Here is a 17,886-nt window from a genome sequence, read left to right as displayed (position 1 = left end):
CTACTGGGTGCGGCCCCGCTGAGGAGGCAAGGCACGGGGCCCGGCACCGGCCGCGTCGGCAACCAGTTGGACGAACGAGGCCACGACCGGCACTCGCATGATCCAGCCCGCGAGCGCCCAGCCGAGCCCCACATGTTCTAGAGCAGCGCCGATTGCCCGTGTCCCACTCAAGGTCAACCCGTCGGCGGCCTCGTAGCGGACGCGTCGCAACGATTCGTGACACTCCTCGGCGGGACGACACTCCAATGCGACAGGTCGCCGCGCCTCAAGCCACCTTCGGACGTCGCTACACGCCTCGCAGCTCTGCGCCACGTACAGCACCGCCGGCTGGCGCAGATCCGTCGGATGTCCACGCGGCAACCAATCGCGGACCTGTGCGCGGTAGTCGCCCCAGCCCGCTCCGAATCGCGCCCGCAAGTCCTCTTGCTCGCTCCAAGCGGCCAGTCCCGCGCTGAAGGCCGCAGCGACGAGTGCGGCCAGCACCATCACCGGTGACCGAAGGATGGCCGCGATCAACAGCAGCATCACAACCGACGACAACTGCATCGGATTCGCGACATACGCATACGGCCCCGTCGTCACCATTCGCGCCGGCGGGTCCCATGGGTACGGCGTTCCGCCGTGCCTGACGAACTCGGCCACCGCCCGCACCGCAACCACTCCAACCACCACGATCAACTGGCACAACGCCATCACCGGCACGCTGCTCCAGCTGTCCGGGAGGCGGGCGAACCGGTCGACACCGAGCGTCAGCGCGGGCAACACGACGAGAAGGATCGTCGCGAACAGCAGCATCTGCAGGCCCACCCGAATACGCACCTGCCGTTGCTGCGCCGTGAGCCGGCCCAACAGCACACCAGGAACCAAGCACGCTGCCACGGACAGCATTTCACCAAGCCACCAGTGCGGCCGCAACACCACCAACGGTTCCAACGAGCCCATCGCCGCCATATCCCAGATCAGGAGCAGACCGGCCGTCACCGCCGGGTTGATCCACCGGCCCAGCAGGATCGGCGTGGCACCCCATAGCACCGACCAGGCCAGCACCAGATCCACCGGCACGCCGTTCCAGACCGCGCCTTCAACGCCAAAGCTCCACCAGTTCTGCTGCATTGCAAGCATATTCACCGGGACGAGGAACACCGCATTCCACAGTGCGGCCAGGAAGGCCGCACCCCGCGTGCGCGGGTCGGGATTCAACAGCCAGAGCGCGGCGACGAACACGACGGGGACGAGCACCACGCAGGTTCGCAGCGTCGCGCCGTCCAATCCGGTGGTCATGCCGGCAGATCGACCGCGTGTACTAGGTAGTTGGCCGCGCGTTGGACGGTGAAGCGCTCCAGCGGGCCGAAGTACCAGGACGGCGACAGATTCCTGGTGTAGTGAAACGTCCAGGTGATCATCGTTTTTCCGGAACCGTCATCCCGCCAAGATATTTCGACTGACCTCCAGGAAAGCCAGGTGGAGATCGGGGTGGTATCCGCCTCAGCGGTGTAGCGAACATGCCCCGGGGTGCGTTCGGTGACAACGAGTGTCAGTTGGGACCGCGATTCGCCCCAGTGGTGGGATGCGACGAACGGTGGACGGTGATGGGCACCATCGAAGGTGATCGTTCTGCGGTCACCGACGTGGAGGCCGTCGCTGTGATCGTGCTGCGGACGCGGAAACCCGAGCGCCAGCATGCCGGTCAATGGGTGGACATCGAAGTCGATGGGCCGCGCAAGAGCTGCCTCCACCTGAGCCGGCCCGGCCGAAGACAGCCTGGTCGCCGATACCGTCGCATCACCGGACACCGCGATACCCGGCACGACGCCTTCGAAGGACAGCAGCACCAACAGCAGCGGAGCCGCCAGGAATGCCTGTGCGCCAGGGGGCTTGCGTTTATCGCGTGCCTTGTCCACCGACAACGCCACGAGCAGAGCCACCAGATAGAACAGCGGGGCCGCGCAGATGACACACACGAACCCCTCACCGAGCAGCGGCATGGATAACAGCAGGAAGATGGTGAGCACCTTCATCGTCATCCCCACCGCCCGTTTCGACGGGGTCGACAACGTCAGGATCAGCGCAAGGATGGTGGGGATTCCGACATAGAAGGCCGCCGTCTGTCCCAGACCTACGCCCTTGATGAGTTTGAAGAGCACCACCCCGGCCACGAACGCCACGATGATGGCGGCAACCGTCCACTGCTGGCGGGTGGGCCGATAGCTCCCGCCCGATTGATCACCCGAAATGGGCTCCGGCATCATTGCTGAAGTGGACCATATCCGGGTGCCGGATGTGGCATTCGTGCCCGTCCGACCGACTGTCCGTGTGATAGAGCCGACAATCCGATACCGTTCGACCCGGCCGGGGATCACGGCTCGGCTCCTTGGAAGGGTTTCGCAATGCATGTAGCGCTGTTCACCGATCTTCACCCCGAGAGCCTGGGCGGGGCGCAGATCTCGGTGGCACGCCAGCGTCACGGCCTGGAGCGCCTTGGGCACAAGGTGACGGTGTTTACCGCGCCGCTGGCCCACACCGTCGACCCCGACCCGAATGTCGTCGAGGTCAAGCCGGTGCCGTTCGTGGCCGAGGCGATGCGCAAGCTCGGCAAGCATGACGACTTCACCTTCGTGTGGCCGGGAGCGGCCAACGCGGCGCTGATCGATCAGGAGCTTCGCGCCCGCGGACCGATCGACATCATCCACAGCCAGGGCGACCTGGGCGTCTGCATCGCCGGTGTCGAGGCCGCACGCCGCAATGGCATCCCCGTAGTGCAGACCAAGCACACCCGGTATGACGTGTATTTCGAAAAGGCGAGCCCCAACCCGCTGCTGCTGGCCTGGATCTTCAGTCAGATGCAGGAGCGCCACCTGCCCAAGGACTTCCACCTGACCACGGTGCAGGAGTCGGCCGCGTCGCGACGGGCATGGCAGCTGATGATGGCCCAGGCACAGGCCGTCGACCACGAAATCACCCCGACGACGCATTTCGCCAACGCCCTTACCGACCGCGGTCTGCAGCGCCCCATCTCGGTCGTGTCCAACGGCGTCGACGACGAGCTGGTGGACATCGCGCGCGAAGCCGCGGACGACAAGCCCACCGATGACGAGCCGCTGCGACTGATCTGGTGCGGGCGCCTATCCCCGGAGAAGCGAGTGCTGGAGGCGGTGAAGGCGGCGACCCAGGTCAAGAACTGCTTCATGGACATCTACGGCGACGGCCACCTGGAACATGCCATCAAGAAGTACGTCGATTCACACGGCGCGTCCAACCGCATCCGGCTGCGCGGGCGGGTCAGCCAGGACAGCTGCCTGGCGGCGATGGGAGCCAGCAGCGCTCTGCTGTTCACCTCCTACGGCTTCGACACCCAGGGACTGGTTCTGCTGGAGGCGATTTCGATGTCGACCCCGGTCGTTTTCTGCGACGAGATCCTGGGCGAGTCGGTGCCCGACGGTGGTGGCCTAGTCACCGACAACGAGTCCGTAGAGGCGATCGCGAAGGCCATCCGCTCGCTGGCCGATGACCGCGCCAAGCTGCGACAAATGACCGAGATTGTCGCCGCGCACCAGGATGAGCCGCGGCAATCACTGCAGACCGAGAAGATCGTCGCGATCTACAACGATGTGCTGGCGAAGACACGCGCCTGAGGCCCTACGGCCAAAGCAGGGTGTGCTGCCAGCCGCTGTTGTGGCGGCGATACTGAACGCGAGCATGCTGACGGTCCTTGTCCGCCTGCCAGAACTCGACAGATGTTGCGTCAACCGCATAAACCTGCCAGTCCGGTGACACCAGCTCGGGGTTGTCGGCCAGTCGCTTGTCGGCTTCTGCGACGGCCACCTCGCACGTTGCCCGGTCCGGCAAGGGCTGACTCTCATGGCTGGCCAGCGAAACAGCCTTGGCGCCAGGCCCGCGAGCCCGGAAGTCCGCCGCACTCCGATCGAGTGAGCCCGGCCGAACGGCGCCTCTGACCCTGACCTGTCGCGCGACCTCCGGCCAGTAGAAACTCAATGCCGCGCGGGGGTGAACCGACAACTGCGCGCCCTTTACGCTCCGCGCATTCGAGGAGAACCACCACCCGTCGGCGTCGATATCCTTGAGGATCAGCGTGCGTGCATCCGGGATGCACTCGGCATCCACCGTGGACAGTGTCATGGCGTGCGGCTCCGGTACCCCCGCGTCGACCGCTTCGCGGAGCCATCGCTCGAACAGCGCCTCAGGCTCTGGCGGAACATCGTTGACATCGAATTCGCTTATGGCACCGGAAAATACTGGCAGCGAACGAAGAAACTCACGCACCTCCCCGAGACTACCTACCGGCACACGGACGGCAACCGAAATTCGGGACGGGCACCGAATTGTGGAGTACGCGCGTGCCCATGTCACGCGACCGCGCAGCGCCTAGGCTGGTCGGGTGGACTTCACCGAGTACTCCCAGTATGACGCCACCGGCCTTGCCGAGCTGGTCGCCACCAAGCAGGTCACCCCGGCCGAGCTGCTCGCCGCCGCACGTGCACGCGCCGAGGCAGTCAACGGCAAGGTCAACGCCATCATCCGGGACATCCCGGAGGCCGACCAACAAGTCACCGGCGAGCTGACCGGAGCCTTCGCGGGAGTGCCGTTCCTCATCAAGGACCTCCACCAGGACTACAAGGGTCACCCGACCGCGGGCGGCTGCCGGGCATTGTCCACGCTCCCGGCGCAAGAGCACGCGACCATCGTGCAGCGCTGGCTCGACGCCGGTCTGGTCATCTTCGGGAAGACCAATACTCCTGAATTCGGGGCGAAGGGCATCACCGAGCCGGAACTGTTTGGACCAACCCGTAATCCGTGGGACCTGAACCGCACACCCGGTGGATCCTCGGGGGGCTCGGCTGCCGCGGTGGCCGCCGGGATCGTGCCGGTGGCCGGCGCCAGCGACGGTGGTGGGTCGATCCGCATCCCTGCGGCATGCTGCGGACTGGTGGGTATTAAACCCGGGCGCGGCCTGACACCTCAGGGACCGGCATTCGGCGAGCCGATGCACGGTGCGGCCGTGGCCGGCACGGTGTCACGCACCGTCCGTGATGCCGCCGCCATGCTCGACGTCATCGTGGGCCCGGAGCCGACTTCACCGTATCTTCCTGCGGTGTCGGAGGATTCGTACGCATCACAGGTAGGCCGGGACCCCGGCAAGCTGCGGATCGGCGTGCGCGTCCCCACCGTCATCACCCCCAACCCCGATCCCGCTGCGCGGGCCGCCGTCGACAATGCGGTACGCGTCCTGACACACCTGGGCCATGAGGTCGTGGAGGTGAGCGCTCCCTACGACGACGGGCAGCTCGCTCGCGACTTCCTGCTGACCTGGTTTGTGTTTGCCGCGTACGAGGTGGACGACACCAAGGCGCTGACCGGGGCCGGCGACGAGGGCTTCGAACGTGACACCCTGCTGATCGCCGCGCTCGGCCGCAGCACCAGCGGACCCGATTACGTTGCGGCCGTGGAGCGTCGGCACAACTATGTGCGGGAGCTGGCGACCTTCTTCGGCGACTACGACCTGCTGCTCACGCCGACGCTCGCGAAGATCCCGCCGAAGATCGGCGAGTTCAACCTTCCGGCGCCGCTGGCTGCGGTCTCTGACGTGCTGCTGCGCACGAAGACCGCCCGGCTACTCAAGTACGCGAACGTCGTCGACAGCATGATCAACGACAACCTCGGCTGGGTTCCATACACCCAGTTGGCGAATCTAACTGGGCGCCCTGCGATTTCACTGCCGTTGTATCAGACGCCGCAGGGGCTGCCGCTGGGCGTGCAGTTCGTTGCGCCGCTAGGCGGCGAGTCGCTGCTCATTCGGTTGGCCGCTCAGCTCGAAGCGACCCAACCGTGGGCGGATCGGCGACCCACTCTGTAATGTGGGTGCCGGGCGTGCAGGAACGCCCGGTGTCCGCCCGAAGAGGCTCAGCCTCCCTGTCTGCGCCTTCAAAAGGTGCACCGACCTCTTCTCGGCCCGGTCTCGCGGACGTCGGGCTCACGAGAGGAGGCCGTCATGGCCAGCACCCTTCCCGATAATCCGTCGCTCGACCGGCTCCGCGATGACGCGCGCAGGATCCAGCGCGGAGCGCGAGCCGCCGATCCGGAAGCGGTCGCCGTGGTGCAGCAGCATCATCCGCGCCCCGATATCGCTTTGGCGGGTGAGCAATTCGCCTCGCACGATGCCCAGTTGACATTGGCCCGCCGGTACGGGTTCACCGGGTGGCCCGCACTCGTGCGCTATCTGGAGCTCGCCGCCGGCCTCAGCACCGACCCGAGCGCGGTGAACGAGACCGCTCTCGCATCCGCCGACCGGTTCTGCGCCCTCGCGTCGCTGCGATATGACGAGTTCGACGAGCCACCGCGCTGGCAGGCGGCAGCGGACCTTCTCGCCGCCGATCCAGATCTGGTCTACCGGCACGTATGGGCAGCCGCGGCGGCCGCCGATCCGGCCGCGCTCGCGCGGCAGCTGGCGGATCAACCAAACCTGGCGGCCACCGGCGGTGGTCCGTACCAGTGGTTTCCGCTGATGTATCTGTGCTACGGACGCGCACCGCTCGGACGCAGTCTCGACGACACCGTCTCTGCCGCACGGCTTCTCCTGGATGCCGGCGCCGATCCGAACGCGGGGTACCTGTGGCGCGGAATGTCCACCCCGTTCACCGCGCTGACCGGGGTGTTCGGTGAGGGCGAGCAGGGTCCGGGACGCCAACCCCGCCACCCATTCGCCGGTCCACTAGCCGAACTGCTGCTGGAGCGGGGTGCGCATCCGGTGGATCAGCAGACTCTGTACAACAGGATGTTTCGCCCCGACGATGCGCACCTGGAGCTGCTGTTCGCTCATGGATTGGCCGATGCGGGCCCGAGCCCATGGGAACGGCGCCTGGGTGAGGCCATGGAGACTCGGGACCAGATGTGGCGGCGGCAGGTCGACTGGGCCGCCCAGCATGGGTTCACCGACCGCCTGAAACTGCTCACCGCGCACGGAATCGACACCGCGGGAGTCACTCTCGTCGAGCAGCGCTTCCCCACCGATGTCAACGCCCGCGATGAGGAAGGCGCGACACCGTTGCACCAGGCCGCGTGGGCGGGCGATCTCACGCTGATCACCAGGCTCCTGGACGCGGGTGCAGACCGTACGATCACCGACACGCGATTCGGGTCGACCCCGCGGCAATGGGCCGAGCACGCCTACCAGACCGAGGCCGCCGAGCTGTTGCAGGAACCCGCGCAAACAACCTAAGCCGCTGCGGCTTTCACGGCCTTACCCACCTCGATACGCAGTTCTGCGTACTCGGGTGAACAGCGTAGATCGTCGGGATCGATGCCGGTCCTGGGCAAGTCCACCGGGATGTCCAGTGCCACCCGGCCGGGCTGTCGGGTCAGCACCACGATGCGTGACCCGAGGAACGCCGCCTCGTCCGCGCTGTGAGTGACGAATACCGTGGTGCGCCCCGACTCGGCGCTCACCTGCCGAACATCCTCCTGGAGTCGTTCCCGGGTGAGGGCGTCGAGCGCCGCGAAGGGCTCGTCGAGGAGAAACAGCGGGGTCTCCGCTGCCAAGGCGCGGGCGATGGCGACACGCTGCTGTTGGCCACCACTGATCTCCCACGTACGCCGGTCCGCAGTACCTTCCAAGCCGACGCGGCTCAACAGCTGATCGCGGCGTTGCGTCCACCGCTCTCGGGGTACTTTCGCGTATTTCAATGCGAGCTCGACATTTCCCCCAACGGTGCGCCAGGGGAACAGGCGCGGCTGCTGAAACACGACTCCGGAGCTGATGCCCGGCGTGGGCGCGCCGCCGGCCACCTGCACGGCCCCCTCGCTCGGCGATTCAAACCCGGCGAGAAGTCGCAGCAGTGTGCTCTTGCCACAGCCCGATGCCCCGACCAACACGAGGAAGGTCCCTGGATCGACGGTCAGGTCGACGGGCCCCAGCGCCGCCGTCCTGGCAGCGCCGCTGCCGTAGCGGTGGGTAACCCCGCTGATCCGTATCGATCCGGTATTGCGTTCCTCGACAGCGGTTTCCGCATCATCGACCAATGACACCGGGCAGGCCCTTCGTATAGATAGCGTTCTCGAACGTCGACGGCGGTGCTGCCGCGGGGATCTGTTTCTGATCGGCCAGGAATTGCGAGGAACGCTGCAGATCACGTACTACATTGCCCGGCTTCCCTTCGGTGCCCAGCCATTTCGGTGAGGCAATCTCCTCGGGCGTGAGGTAGATCCCCTGTGTGAGCTGACCGGCCACTTCCCGCGGAGTGAGCCCGCTCTCGGCGGCGATCGCCTTGGCTGCCGTGCTTGGATCGTCATGGATGAGCCGTAATGCCCGGGCCTGTTGTTGGCGCCACGCATCGACAATCTCGGGGTGTGCGTCGGCGAACGCATTGGATACCGCCGCAAGGTCAAGCGTCGGCCTGCCCTCCCCGGCCAGCTGGCGGCTGGTAACCAGGTCCCTGCCGTTCTTACGCGCCTGATCGACCGTGGGCAGCCAGGTGTAGACGGCGTCGATATCGCCGCGTTCGAAGGCGGCCAGCGCGGCTTGGGGTTGCAGATCGACCAGCTGAACATCGCTGGCCCCCAGTCCATTCTGCGTTAGGGCGGCCAGCAGGCTGTAATGGGCCGTCGAGGCGAACGGGGTACCTACGCGCTTACCTTTAAGACCGGCGACGGTCGTGACTCCGCCGCGATTGCTGGCCACCAGCGCCTCATTGTCTCCGGCCACGTCGAGGATGAAGGCCACCCGATACGGGATGTTCAACGGCGCCGACAACCCGCGCGCGAAGGGACTGGAGCCCAACGCCCCGAAGTCCAGTTCCCTGGCGATGAATGCGGTGTTGACGTCTGCGCCAGAGTCGAACCGTGTCCACTTGATGTTGTATTCGGGCAATGCCGTTTCCAGCCAACGGTTTTGCTTGATCACGAGGTCGCCGCTCGGGAAGTTCTGGTATCCGATGCGGATGGTGGGCTTACCGTCCCGCAGGCCCGAGTGGTCGATGGCGCACCCCGACAGGACCGCCATCGCCACGGCGAGCGTGGCCGCGATGCGGCCCGGTCTCATACCTTTCCTCGCCACGGCACCACTCGGCGTTCCACCGCGCGCAGCGCGGCGTCGATCACCAATCCCGAGATCCCGATCGAGAAGATCCCGACGAGCACCACCGGCGTGTTGTTGTAGTTACTGGCGTCTTTCACGAGACCACCGATGCCGGGTATGCCGTTGAACAACTCGGCGGCAACCACCGACGAGTAGGCCATACCGACTGCGAGCCGCACCCCGGTAAAGGTTTCGGGGAGCGATGAGGGAACGACGACATCGCGAACCACCTGCCACCCGGTGGCCCCCAACGCCCGGGCGGCCTCCACCAGGCCCACGGGAGCGGCAACCACGGCAGCCGTGGTGGCGACGGCGGCGGGCGGGAGTGCGGCCAGCGCAAGCAGCGTGATCTTGGGAGCTTCATCGATGCCGAGCCAGATGACCAACAGAAAGAAGTACGCCAGGGGTGGCAATGCACGCAAGAAGGTCAGCCAGGGTTCGAGCACACTGCGCACCCACCTGATCGACCCCATGACGAGACCCAACAGCACCCCTGCCGTCACTCCGATCACGACACCGGCCAGCAGCCGGCGCAGAGTCATGTAGAGGTGCTCCCACAGCAGGTAGCCGCCGTATCCGTGCACGCCGTCGTGGTTGGTGGACACCTCGACGAACGCCTTCCAGACACTACTCGGATAGGGCACGAAGGTTTGGTTCCAGATCCCGCTTGCCGCCGCCAACTGCCATACGCCCACGAAGGCGACGACAGACAGGAGCGGCAGGATGGCGCCGATCAGCCGACGGCGCCATCCCGACTGGTGCGCAACGGATTCGGCGGTTTCGGCGGGCGACTCGTCGGGAACGATGTCAACGAAAACAGACACTGTGCAATCGACTTTCTGTGGCTAGGCGCAGCGGGGCGGCGTCAGCCAACGGCAGCGATCTGCGGGCAGTGTGGAAGGCACCCGGTATTGATACCGATCTAAACCCGGGCCCTCAAGGGTCCGGCTCAGCGCGAACGAAATCCGCGTCGCGGAGGTGGTCCGATACCGTCGTCGTCCCCGCGCTCCCAGAGCCCGATGACGGGGTCCGTCCCCCTGGGCAGCTCCCCCAGTAGTTCGCGGGTGTTGTCGCGATTGACCAGGTACTGCGGGCTGTAATGCTCGTTTTCGTCGCCACGACGTTGTCCCGCGTGCGGCGGATACATGCCCATCATCGGCATCATCGCCCCTGCGGGACGCGGTGTCGGCCCACCGCCTGCGCCCGCGACGGTGGGTGTCGCACCGGCGGCGGGCATCCGGTCCGGAGGTAGCGGCAGCGGCGCCGTGCCGCTCGTGGGCACGGCGGTGTCGAATCCCGCACTGCGGGTGGAATTCTCGCGCCATAGCGGGTCGTGCGTCCAGTCCTGGTTCGCGTATACGTCGTCTTCATCGAGATCATCAGCGCGCGAACCGGATGGCGAGTATGCGTCGAAGCCCTTGTCCGCGTTCATGTTACCCACCGCGGTCGGCGGTGTCTGCAAGGGTGTGGCCGCGGCGCCTTGCGGTGTGTGGTCCAGTCCCCATCGAGAGAAGAACTCCTCGGCACGCTCGGCCTGCTCGTCGCGGCGTCCTACGGGCGGATCGACGGCCTCCGGCATCTGCGTCTGCGCACCTGAACCAAACCAAAGGCGTTCGCGGGGGCCGGCCAGTTCGGCCACCGCATTGCCGGCCGCGACCGCCGGGCCGCTGTACACGGTGCGCACGTGATTCAGCGCCGCCTGCCATAGGTCGAAGTCCGGTATGTTCGGGCCTCCCCACCCCGGGTTCTCACCCGGTGCGCCGCCGGCCGGCATGAACTGGGCCGTCATCTTCGACTGCAGATCCCTCGTGGCCGACGACAACACATTCAGTCCGTCCGACAGCGAGTGCGCCTGTGCGAGCATCGCCCGCGAATTCTCCACATACGTGCGCATGGTGCTCAGTGCCGACTGCGCGCCGGTGCCGCTCCAGCTCTCCCCGATCGTGGCGCGCACGTCATCCAGAAAGGTCGAGAACAGCGAATCTAGGCCGTCCACAATTGTTTTCCACTCCCGGGCCATGCGCGAGATATCCTCGGGCGCCATCCGGGCCTGCATGTCCAGGATCGCGTCGTGGCTCCACTTGTCACCGAGCCATACGTCGGGCCGCACGGTGCCGGTCATCTCTGGCGTCCTACTTCCGTAGCGCGGTCGGCCGAGCCTCGGTCGGTATCCAGGTAGGCGTCTCCGATGCGCCGGAAGGTGTCCGCGAACTCGGTCAGCAGGCAGCCGTGTTCCTCAAGCGTGGCAGTCAACGATCCTGTCGGCGCCCAGGCGATGTCATGTAGCACCCGATTCCACCCCCGACCCTCTTCGCAGTCACCGAAGATGGCGTGGTTCACCGGCGCGAACATATCCAAACGTGCGACGGCGCCCGCAAGCTCGCTGCGCAGTAGCTCGCAGCGTGCGGCCAGCTTCTCGCAGGCGCCATCGGCAAGCCGTAGCGTCGTGACATCGATGTATGCAGACATGGCTGCTCCTACCTGGTCAAAACGGTTTCTTGGTAGGTGGGACCACCGATGCGCATGCACGGTTCCATCGTTTCTCGCCCTGTGGATAAGTCAGGCTGCGGACAAGTACCTGGGCGCGTAGGCCGCGTAGACCGATGCCGCCACGATCACGATCACACCGCCGAGAAGCACGCCCCCGGTGACATCGGTGAGCCAGTGCACGCCGAGGTAGAGCCGCGTCAGCGCGACCGCCACCGTGCCGACGGCCACGCCCACCCACAGCCACGTTCGGATGGCCACGCTGCGCCCGTGCCCAAGGATCACGGCGAGCACCCCCAGCACCGAGATCGTCGTCAACGAATGCCCCGACGGATAGGACGGGGAACCCTCCACGACGAGCCGTACGGCGTGTGGCGGACGCTCGGTGCCCACAATGTGTTTCGTCAACGGAATCATGATCCTGGTGGTGATCAGGGTTCCGAAGATCACCAAGGCAGGCAACGGTTTACGCCAGCGCCACCAGAGAACGGCACCAACGACTATCCCGAGCGGCCACATGCCGTCGGGTCCCACCACGTCGGTGATGAATCTCGCGATCGGGGTCAGCCAGTCCCGCCGGTGGCCCAGCATGAAATCCAACACCGAGTGGTCGACGGCGGTGCCGGCATGCGCCCGATGCGCGACGAATCCCAGCACCACAAAAAGCATGGCAAGGATCGAACCGACGACCGCCGGCCACGGTCGAGCCGAAAACATGAAAGCTAGCTGTCCTTGGAACCCTTGGAGTCCTTCGACTCCTTCGATTCACCGGACTCCGGCGCGGGATCGCCGCCACCCTCGAGCTGCCCCGGCGTGAAATCTTCGGGCAGAAGCGCTTCCAGCGCAGCACCCTTGATCCTCCGGAACGCCCGACGCGGGCGGCTCTGCTCCAGGACCGCGACCTCCAGGCCACCGAGCACCCGGCCCTCCGCGGATCCATTGGCCGCACCGGCGCCGGCCTGCAGCGCCTTCACCGCAAATCCGACCGCATCCTTGAGCGTTGCACCCTCGGCGTAGCTCTCCTTGAGGGAGTTGATCACGGGTTCGGTGTTACCGCCCATGACCACCCAATGTGGCTCGTCGGCGATCGACCCGTCGTAGGTGATCCGGTACAACACCGGATCGGTGTCCCGGCCCTGGCGGGCTACCTCGCCGACACACAGCTCCACCTCGTACGGCTTGGCCTGCTCGTTAAAGATGGTGCCGAGCGCCTCCGCATAGATGTTGGCCAACTGCCGCCCGCTCACATCTTGGCGGTCATAGGCATAGCCACGCATGTCGGCCCACTGAATACCACCGCGGCGCAGTCGGTCGAACTCATTGAATTTTCCAACGGCTGCGAACCCCACGCGGTCATACACCTCACTGACCTTCTGCAGCGAGTTGGACGGGTTCTCGGCGACGAAGAGCACACCGTCGGCATAGGTGAGCGCCACCACCGAACGGCCACGGCTGATTCCTTTGCGCGCCAACTCCGAACGGTCGCGCATGAGCTGCTCGACCGAGGCGTAGTACGGAAAAGTCATGAGGGGTCACCGCTCTCGGCTGCTTCGGTCCGCTTTTCGATGACCTCACGCGCGATGCGTTCGATGTCCGCCTCGGGCACTCTGACCGCGCCCCCGGAATCGATCCGAACGGCGGTCGGGAACACCCGGCGCACCAGATCCGGTCCGCCCGTAGCCGAATCGTCTTCGGCCGCGTCGTAGAGCGCCTCCACGGCCACCGCAAGCGCGCCCAGCGCGTCGCCGCTGGACTTGTAGAGCTTCTTGATCGAGGACTTGGCGAACATCGAGCCAGAGCCCACCGCCTGGTAACCGTCACTCTCCACGTGCCAACCACCCGCAACGTCGAAAGATACGATGCGCCCGGCAGTTTCACTCTTCGGGTCGTCGATGTCGTACCCCACCAGCAGCGGCACCGCCACCAGCCCCTGCATCGCGGCGGCAAGGTTGCCACGCACCAGCGCCGAGAGCCGATTCGCCTTGCCGTTGAAGCTCAGCTGCACACCTTCGAGCTTCTCGTAGTGCTCCAGCTCCACGGCGTACAGCCGCGCGAACTCGACGGCAATTGCGGCGGTTCCGGCGATGCCGGTCGCCGAATAGTTATCGGTGATCTGCACCTTGTCGATATCGCGGTTGGCGATGTAGTTGCCCTGCGTCGCACGCCGATCACCGGCAATCAGCACGCCGCCGCGGTAGGTGAGTGCCACGATCGTGGTGCCATGCGGCAGATTCGCAATCACGTCACTGGACGCCTTTCCGAGCGCCGGAAGTAGTTCCGGGGCCTGGACCCTCAGGTACTCCGAAAACGAGGAAAGGTGCGAGTGCCGGATGAACTGCTGGGGCGCGATCGAGTCATCGCGCCAGATCACTGGCCACCCTTTTGGACGTACGCCCGCACGAAGTCCTCGGCGTTCTCTTCCAGCACGTCATCGATCTCATCGAGCAGATCGTCAGTGTCCTCCGCCAGCTTTTCGCGGCGCTCCTGCCCGGCCGGTCCCCCAAGGTCAGTGACATCGTCCTCGTCACCGCCACCACCGCGCTTGGTCTGCTCCTGCGCCATCGCTGCCTCCTGACTCTCACGTCGGTTCTGTCCAGCCTACCGGGCAGCGTCCTTGAGACGGCGGCAACGCACCCGGCACAAGTGCCTTGCATCGAGTGTGACCGCCAGGGCGCGAAAAATGCCGAGTGCGAGCCCTGGTGCTCACACTCGGCATTTGGGTGCGCTACGTGGTGAGCTGGTCAACCAGTTCGGCTGCCGAATCCACCGAGTCCAACAGCGCACCGACATGGCTCTTGCTGCCGCGCAGCGGTTCCAGGGTAGGAATCCTGACAAGCGAATCCCCGCCCAGATCGAAGATGACCGAGTCCCAGCTGGCCGCGGCGATCTCGGCACCGAAGCGGCGCAGGCACTCGCCCCGGAAGTAGGCGCGGGTGTCCGACGGGGGCCGGGTCACCGCGTCCAGCACCTGTTGCTCGGTGACCATCCGCTGCATGGACCCGCGGGCGACCAATCGGTTATAGAGGCCCTTGTCAAGGCGCACGTCGGAGTACTGCAGATCGACCAGGTGCAGACGCGGCGCCGACCAGCTCAGGTTCTCGCGCTGCCGGAACCCCTCCAACAACCGCAGCTTGGCGGGCCAGTCCAGCAGATCGGCGCATTCCATCGGGTCGCGCTCCAACAGATCCAACACCCTGGCCCACGTCTCCAGCACGTGGGTGGCCTGCGGGTCCGGGTCACCGGAAGCGACGAGCTCGGCCACCCGGTCCAGGTAAATACGTTGTAGCGCAAGCCCTGTCAGCTCGCGCCCGTCTACCAGTGCCACCGTGGCCCGCAGCGACGGATCACGACTGATCACGTGCACCGCATGCACCGGCCGTGCGAGTGCGAGGTCGGACAAGTCGGCGCCGGATTCGATGAGGTCGAGCACCAGCGAGGTGGTGCCCACCTTGAGGAATGTCGAGGTTTCGGCGAGGTTGGCGTCCCCGATGATGACGTGCAAACGCCGGTACTTGTCGGCGTCGGCGTGCGGTTCGTCGCGGGTGTTGATGATGCCCCGCTTGAGGGTGGTTTCCAGGCCGACCTCGACCTCGATGTAGTCGGCGCGCTGCGATAGCTGGAAGCCCGCATCGTCACCCGAGGGCCCAATGCCCACCCGACCCGACCCCGTGACCACCTGGCGAGACACGAAGAACGGGGTGAGGCCGGCGATGATCGACGAGAACGGTGTCCGCCGGTCCATCAGGTAATTCTCGTGGGTGCCGTACGAGGCGCCCTTGCCGTCGATGTTGTTCTTGTACAGCTGCAGCCGAGCTGCGCCGGGCACGCTGGCGACGTGGCGCGCAGCGGCCTCCATGACTCGTTCACCGGCCTTGTCCCAGATCACCGCATCGAGCGGGTTGGTGCATTCGGGTGCCGAGTACTCCGGGTGCGCATGATCGACGTACAGCCGGGCCCCGTTGGTAAGGATCATGTTGGCGGCGCCCACCTCGTCGGCATCCACGATGGGCGCCGGGCCGCTGGTACGTCCCAGATCGAAGCCGCGAGCGTCGCGCAGCGGCGATTCCACCTCGTAGTCCCATCGGGTGCGCTTGGCCCGCTGAATCCCGGTTGCCGCGGCATACGCCAGCACCGCCTGCGTGGAGGTGAGGATCGGATTGGCGGCGGGGTCCGTGGGCGACGAAATGCCGTACTCAACCTCGGTACCGATGATCCGTTGCATGACGTTCAGCCTAGATCCCCCGATCGCTGCACTCGCCCCCGCAGGCGGGAGGTGCCCCCAGCCCACCGGCCTTGGAGACGCCACTGAACACCACGCCGGGGACTGTTCAGACTCCTGTGTGTGGCACCGAAACCGCATTAACGTCGCGCTCATGAGCCATCCCGAGAAGATCCACGTCGACCTCAGCGGAGCACCCCAGACCATGCTGGCGACCTTCTACGCCAAGTCCCTGGACGCCGATCTGCCCGAGCCGATTCTGAACGACGTCTACGCGCGCGACATCGTGGATCGCATCGACTACGACTGGTCCAAGACCACGATCACGGCGAAGAGATCCCCCGCGGTGACGACGCGTTCCGCGCATTTCGACAACTGGGCTCGCACGTTCCTCTCCGCGCACCCGGACGCCGTCGTGCTGCATCTGGGTTGCGGACTGGATAGCCGGTTCTTCCGGCTCGATCCCGGCCCTGGCGTCGAGTGGTACGACGTCGACTACCCGGACGTGACGACACTGCGCGAGAAGCTGTATCCCGAACGCGAGCACTATCACGTCGTCGCGGCATCGGTCACCGATCCCGCATGGCTGGCCGGCATCCCGGGCGACCGGCCGGTGTTGGCAATCGGCGAGGGGCTCACCATGTACCTCATGGAAGAGGACGGCATCGCGCTGTTCCGCCGGATCGTCGAGCACTTTCCTTCCGGTGAACTGCAATTCGACGCATTCAACACGTTCGGCATCAAGACGCAGTGGTCCAATGCCGTGGTGCGACGTTCCGGCGCAACGCTGCACTGGGGCGTTGACGGGCCCGACGATCTCATCCGGGCGGTACCGCAACTCCGGCTCCTTGGGTGGGAGTCACCGTTCGATTCGTTCTCGTTCCAGAGAGTTCCGGCCGCGTATCGCCTTCTGGCCAAGGTGATGTCGCTGTCCCCGAAGCTGCGCTACATGGCGCAGTACCACCGCTACGCATTCTGAGAAGTTGGGGTTGGCCGCGGCGGTCCTTGCCGTTTCGGGGCCGGCAATCGGGGGGATGGATCACCGCGGCCAACCGGTCTATGACGCCGGTCTGTTCAACTGACGCGTTGCTCCTTCTCCGGTGTCGTCGACCTCGAGTAGTCGCCGCGCGACAATCGCCATCTCGCGCGGATCGCCGACGGTGAGACGGACGCCGCCATCCGGGTACTCCTTCGCCACCACATCACCGGTTCCGAGGATGGACATCCAGGCCTCACCGTCGCCGCGTGCCGGGAGATACACGAAGTTGGCATGCGATTCGGGAATGTGCGCACCCATCTCGGCAAGCCGCGCCCGGAGCTGGTCACGTTCGTAGACAATCGAATTGACCCGCAGGCGCAGCTCGTTCTCGGCCGCGTAGGACGCCGCCACTGCCACCGCTGCCGCGCGGTTCATACCGAATGGCAGCTGGTATCGGCGGATGACACCGCATACCGCGGGCGAGGCCAGCCCATAGCCAATCCGCAACCCTGCCAGCCCATACGCCTTTGAGAATGTCCGCAACACAACCAGATTCGGGTGCACCGCAAGCAGACGTGGAATGTCCAGATGCTCCTCGGGATCCACGAACTCGATATAGGCCTCGTCAAGGATCACGACACTGGTGGGAGGTGCCTCACGGACAAACTCGTACACCTGATCGGCCGGTATCAACGTTCCGGTCGGATTGTGCGGTCGGCAGAGCACCACAGCGGTCGCATCGGCGTCATACGCCGCACCCAACAGTTCGTCGAGATCGGTCATACCGTTGTCCGCCAGCGGAATCGGCACCTGAATAAGCCCCGCGATATCGGCCAGTATCGGATACCCGTCGAACGTCGGATGCGCGTACACCAGCGAATCACCCGGCTGACACAACGCCTGCAGTACCTGCAGCGCTACCCCGGTGGCCCCGACGCCCACCACCACTTCATCGGGTGTCATACCCACGCGTTCGGCGATCAGATTCGGGAGCACCACGGGAAGGAATTCGGGGTACCGGTTGACCTCGGCGATGTCATGCCTGAGCGCATCACGCACCGATGGCAGTGGACGATAGGGATTTTCGTTCAATGCCAACCGCAGCGGACTCAC

General features: G+C 65.6%; 18 protein-coding genes. 4 read left to right on the top strand and 14 right to left on the bottom strand.

Features of this window, described 5'->3' with window-relative positions:
* Both FZI91_RS13515 and FZI91_RS13510 read right to left on the bottom strand, forming a co-directional pair.
* Complete coding sequence (locus FZI91_RS13515; protein ID WP_155939452.1) at positions 1-1,281, bottom strand: isoprenylcysteine carboxylmethyltransferase family protein; 1,281 nt, start codon at positions 1,279-1,281, stop codon at positions 1-3.
* Positions 1,278-2,249 carry a hypothetical protein gene (locus FZI91_RS13510; RefSeq protein WP_155939451.1) on the bottom strand — a complete coding sequence of 324 codons (972 nt, stop codon included), beginning with the start codon at positions 2,247-2,249 and terminating at the stop codon, positions 1,278-1,280. The genes FZI91_RS13515 and FZI91_RS13510 overlap by 4 nt, the downstream gene beginning before the upstream one ends.
* Before the next feature lie 138 nt (positions 2,250-2,387).
* Here FZI91_RS13510 and FZI91_RS13505 point away from each other — a divergent pair, with 138 nt between their 5' ends.
* On the top strand, positions 2,388-3,632 hold the full coding sequence (locus FZI91_RS13505; protein ID WP_155939450.1) for a glycosyltransferase: 1,245 nt from the start codon (positions 2,388-2,390) through the stop codon (positions 3,630-3,632).
* 4 nt (positions 3,633-3,636) lie between these two features.
* Here FZI91_RS13505 and FZI91_RS13500 read toward each other — a convergent pair whose 3' ends face one another.
* A complete protein-coding gene (locus FZI91_RS13500) occupies positions 3,637-4,281 on the bottom strand; it encodes a pyridoxal 5'-phosphate synthase (RefSeq protein ID WP_309224155.1) in 645 nt (214 codons plus the stop codon).
* A 115-nt stretch (positions 4,282-4,396) separates the two neighbouring features.
* Here FZI91_RS13500 and FZI91_RS13495 point away from each other — a divergent pair, with 115 nt between their 5' ends.
* Positions 4,397-5,872, top strand: coding sequence for an amidase (locus FZI91_RS13495; protein WP_162526397.1), 1,476 nt, complete (start codon positions 4,397-4,399; stop codon positions 5,870-5,872).
* A 135-nt stretch (positions 5,873-6,007) separates the two neighbouring features.
* Positions 6,008-7,234 (top strand): ankyrin repeat domain-containing protein, encoded by a 1,227-nt coding sequence (locus tag FZI91_RS13490; protein WP_155939448.1) that lies wholly within the window; start codon positions 6,008-6,010, stop codon positions 7,232-7,234.
* Here FZI91_RS13490 and FZI91_RS13485 read toward each other — a convergent pair.
* From FZI91_RS13485 to dop, 10 genes are all read right to left on the bottom strand, one after another.
* Positions 7,231-8,040: an ABC transporter ATP-binding protein gene (locus tag FZI91_RS13485; protein WP_162526396.1), complete on the bottom strand. Its 810-nt coding sequence runs from the start codon at positions 8,038-8,040 to the stop codon at positions 7,231-7,233. The two genes, FZI91_RS13490 and FZI91_RS13485, sit on opposite strands and share 4 nt — an antisense overlap.
* Positions 8,024-9,052 carry an ABC transporter substrate-binding protein gene (locus FZI91_RS13480; RefSeq protein WP_155939447.1) on the bottom strand — a complete coding sequence of 343 codons (1,029 nt, stop codon included), beginning with the start codon at positions 9,050-9,052 and terminating at the stop codon, positions 8,024-8,026. The genes FZI91_RS13485 and FZI91_RS13480 overlap by 17 nt, the downstream gene beginning before the upstream one ends.
* Positions 9,049-9,912, bottom strand: coding sequence for an ABC transporter permease (locus tag FZI91_RS13475; protein ID WP_162526395.1), 864 nt, complete (start codon positions 9,910-9,912; stop codon positions 9,049-9,051). The genes FZI91_RS13480 and FZI91_RS13475 overlap by 4 nt, the downstream gene beginning before the upstream one ends.
* Before the next feature lie 125 nt (positions 9,913-10,037).
* Positions 10,038-11,210: a hypothetical protein gene (locus tag FZI91_RS13470; protein WP_155939446.1), complete on the bottom strand. Its 1,173-nt coding sequence runs from the start codon at positions 11,208-11,210 to the stop codon at positions 10,038-10,040.
* The gene (locus FZI91_RS13465; protein ID WP_155939445.1) at positions 11,207-11,557 is read right to left on the bottom strand and encodes a hypothetical protein; all 351 of its coding nucleotides are present in this window, start codon (positions 11,555-11,557) and stop codon (positions 11,207-11,209) included. Before FZI91_RS13465 ends, FZI91_RS13470 begins: the two co-directional genes overlap by 4 nt.
* Positions 11,558-11,647: 90 nt before the next feature.
* Positions 11,648-12,292 carry a phosphatase PAP2 family protein gene (locus tag FZI91_RS13460; protein WP_155939444.1) on the bottom strand — a complete coding sequence of 215 codons (645 nt, stop codon included), beginning with the start codon at positions 12,290-12,292 and terminating at the stop codon, positions 11,648-11,650.
* A gap of 5 nt (positions 12,293-12,297) precedes the next feature.
* Entirely contained in the window at positions 12,298-13,101 is an 804-nt protein-coding gene (prcA, locus tag FZI91_RS13455; protein ID WP_155939443.1) for a proteasome subunit alpha, read from the bottom strand.
* Positions 13,098-13,946 (bottom strand): proteasome subunit beta, encoded by an 849-nt coding sequence (gene prcB / locus FZI91_RS13450; protein ID WP_162526394.1) that lies wholly within the window; start codon positions 13,944-13,946, stop codon positions 13,098-13,100. The genes prcA and prcB overlap by 4 nt, the downstream gene beginning before the upstream one ends.
* Complete coding sequence (locus tag FZI91_RS13445; protein WP_030095612.1) at positions 13,943-14,137, bottom strand: ubiquitin-like protein Pup; 195 nt, start codon at positions 14,135-14,137, stop codon at positions 13,943-13,945. The genes prcB and FZI91_RS13445 overlap by 4 nt, the downstream gene beginning before the upstream one ends.
* Before the next feature lie 163 nt (positions 14,138-14,300).
* Positions 14,301-15,797 carry a depupylase/deamidase Dop gene (gene dop, locus FZI91_RS13440; RefSeq protein WP_155939442.1) on the bottom strand — a complete coding sequence of 499 codons (1,497 nt, stop codon included), beginning with the start codon at positions 15,795-15,797 and terminating at the stop codon, positions 14,301-14,303.
* 151 nt (positions 15,798-15,948) lie between these two features.
* Here dop and FZI91_RS13435 point away from each other — a divergent pair, with 151 nt between their 5' ends.
* Complete coding sequence (locus FZI91_RS13435) at positions 15,949-16,773, top strand: class I SAM-dependent methyltransferase (RefSeq protein ID WP_155939441.1); 825 nt, start codon at positions 15,949-15,951, stop codon at positions 16,771-16,773.
* A 78-nt stretch (positions 16,774-16,851) separates the two neighbouring features.
* Here the strand turns inward: FZI91_RS13435 and FZI91_RS13430 are convergent, their stop codons facing one another.
* Positions 16,852-17,886: an aminotransferase class I/II-fold pyridoxal phosphate-dependent enzyme gene (locus tag FZI91_RS13430; protein WP_162526421.1), complete on the bottom strand. Its 1,035-nt coding sequence runs from the start codon at positions 17,884-17,886 to the stop codon at positions 16,852-16,854.

It is taken from the genome of Mycobacteroides sp. CBMA 271, assembly GCF_009729205.1.
Taxonomy (GTDB): Bacteria; Actinomycetota; Actinomycetes; order Mycobacteriales; family Mycobacteriaceae; genus Mycobacterium.
This window is presented reverse-complemented; position numbering and strand designations above follow the sequence as displayed.

Excerpts from the sequence above, each read along its gene's own strand:
- FZI91_RS13445 (WP_030095612.1), bottom strand. The coding sequence starts at position 14,137 with ATGGCGCAGGAGCAGACCAAGCGCGGTGGTGGCGGTGACGAGGACGAT.
- prcA (WP_155939443.1), bottom strand. The coding sequence starts at position 13,101 with ATGACTTTTCCGTACTACGCCTCGGTCGAGCAGCTCATGCGCGACCGT.
- FZI91_RS13490 (WP_155939448.1), top strand. The coding sequence starts at position 6,008 with ATGGCCAGCACCCTTCCCGATAATCCGTCGCTCGACCGGCTCCGCGAT.
- dop (WP_155939442.1), bottom strand. The coding sequence starts at position 15,797 with ATGCAACGGATCATCGGTACCGAGGTTGAGTACGGCATTTCGTCGCCC.
- FZI91_RS13460 (WP_155939444.1), bottom strand. The coding sequence starts at position 12,292 with ATGTTTTCGGCTCGACCGTGGCCGGCGGTCGTCGGTTCGATCCTTGCC.
- FZI91_RS13510 (WP_155939451.1), bottom strand. The coding sequence starts at position 2,249 with ATGATGCCGGAGCCCATTTCGGGTGATCAATCGGGCGGGAGCTATCGG.
- FZI91_RS13480 (WP_155939447.1), bottom strand. The coding sequence starts at position 9,052 with ATGAGACCGGGCCGCATCGCGGCCACGCTCGCCGTGGCGATGGCGGTC.
- FZI91_RS13470 (WP_155939446.1), bottom strand. The coding sequence starts at position 11,210 with ATGACCGGCACCGTGCGGCCCGACGTATGGCTCGGTGACAAGTGGAGC.
- FZI91_RS13465 (WP_155939445.1), bottom strand. The coding sequence starts at position 11,557 with ATGTCTGCATACATCGATGTCACGACGCTACGGCTTGCCGATGGCGCC.
- FZI91_RS13515 (WP_155939452.1), bottom strand. The coding sequence starts at position 1,281 with ATGACCACCGGATTGGACGGCGCGACGCTGCGAACCTGCGTGGTGCTC.
- FZI91_RS13435 (WP_155939441.1), top strand. The coding sequence starts at position 15,949 with ATGAGCCATCCCGAGAAGATCCACGTCGACCTCAGCGGAGCACCCCAG.
- FZI91_RS13505 (WP_155939450.1), top strand. The coding sequence starts at position 2,388 with ATGCATGTAGCGCTGTTCACCGATCTTCACCCCGAGAGCCTGGGCGGG.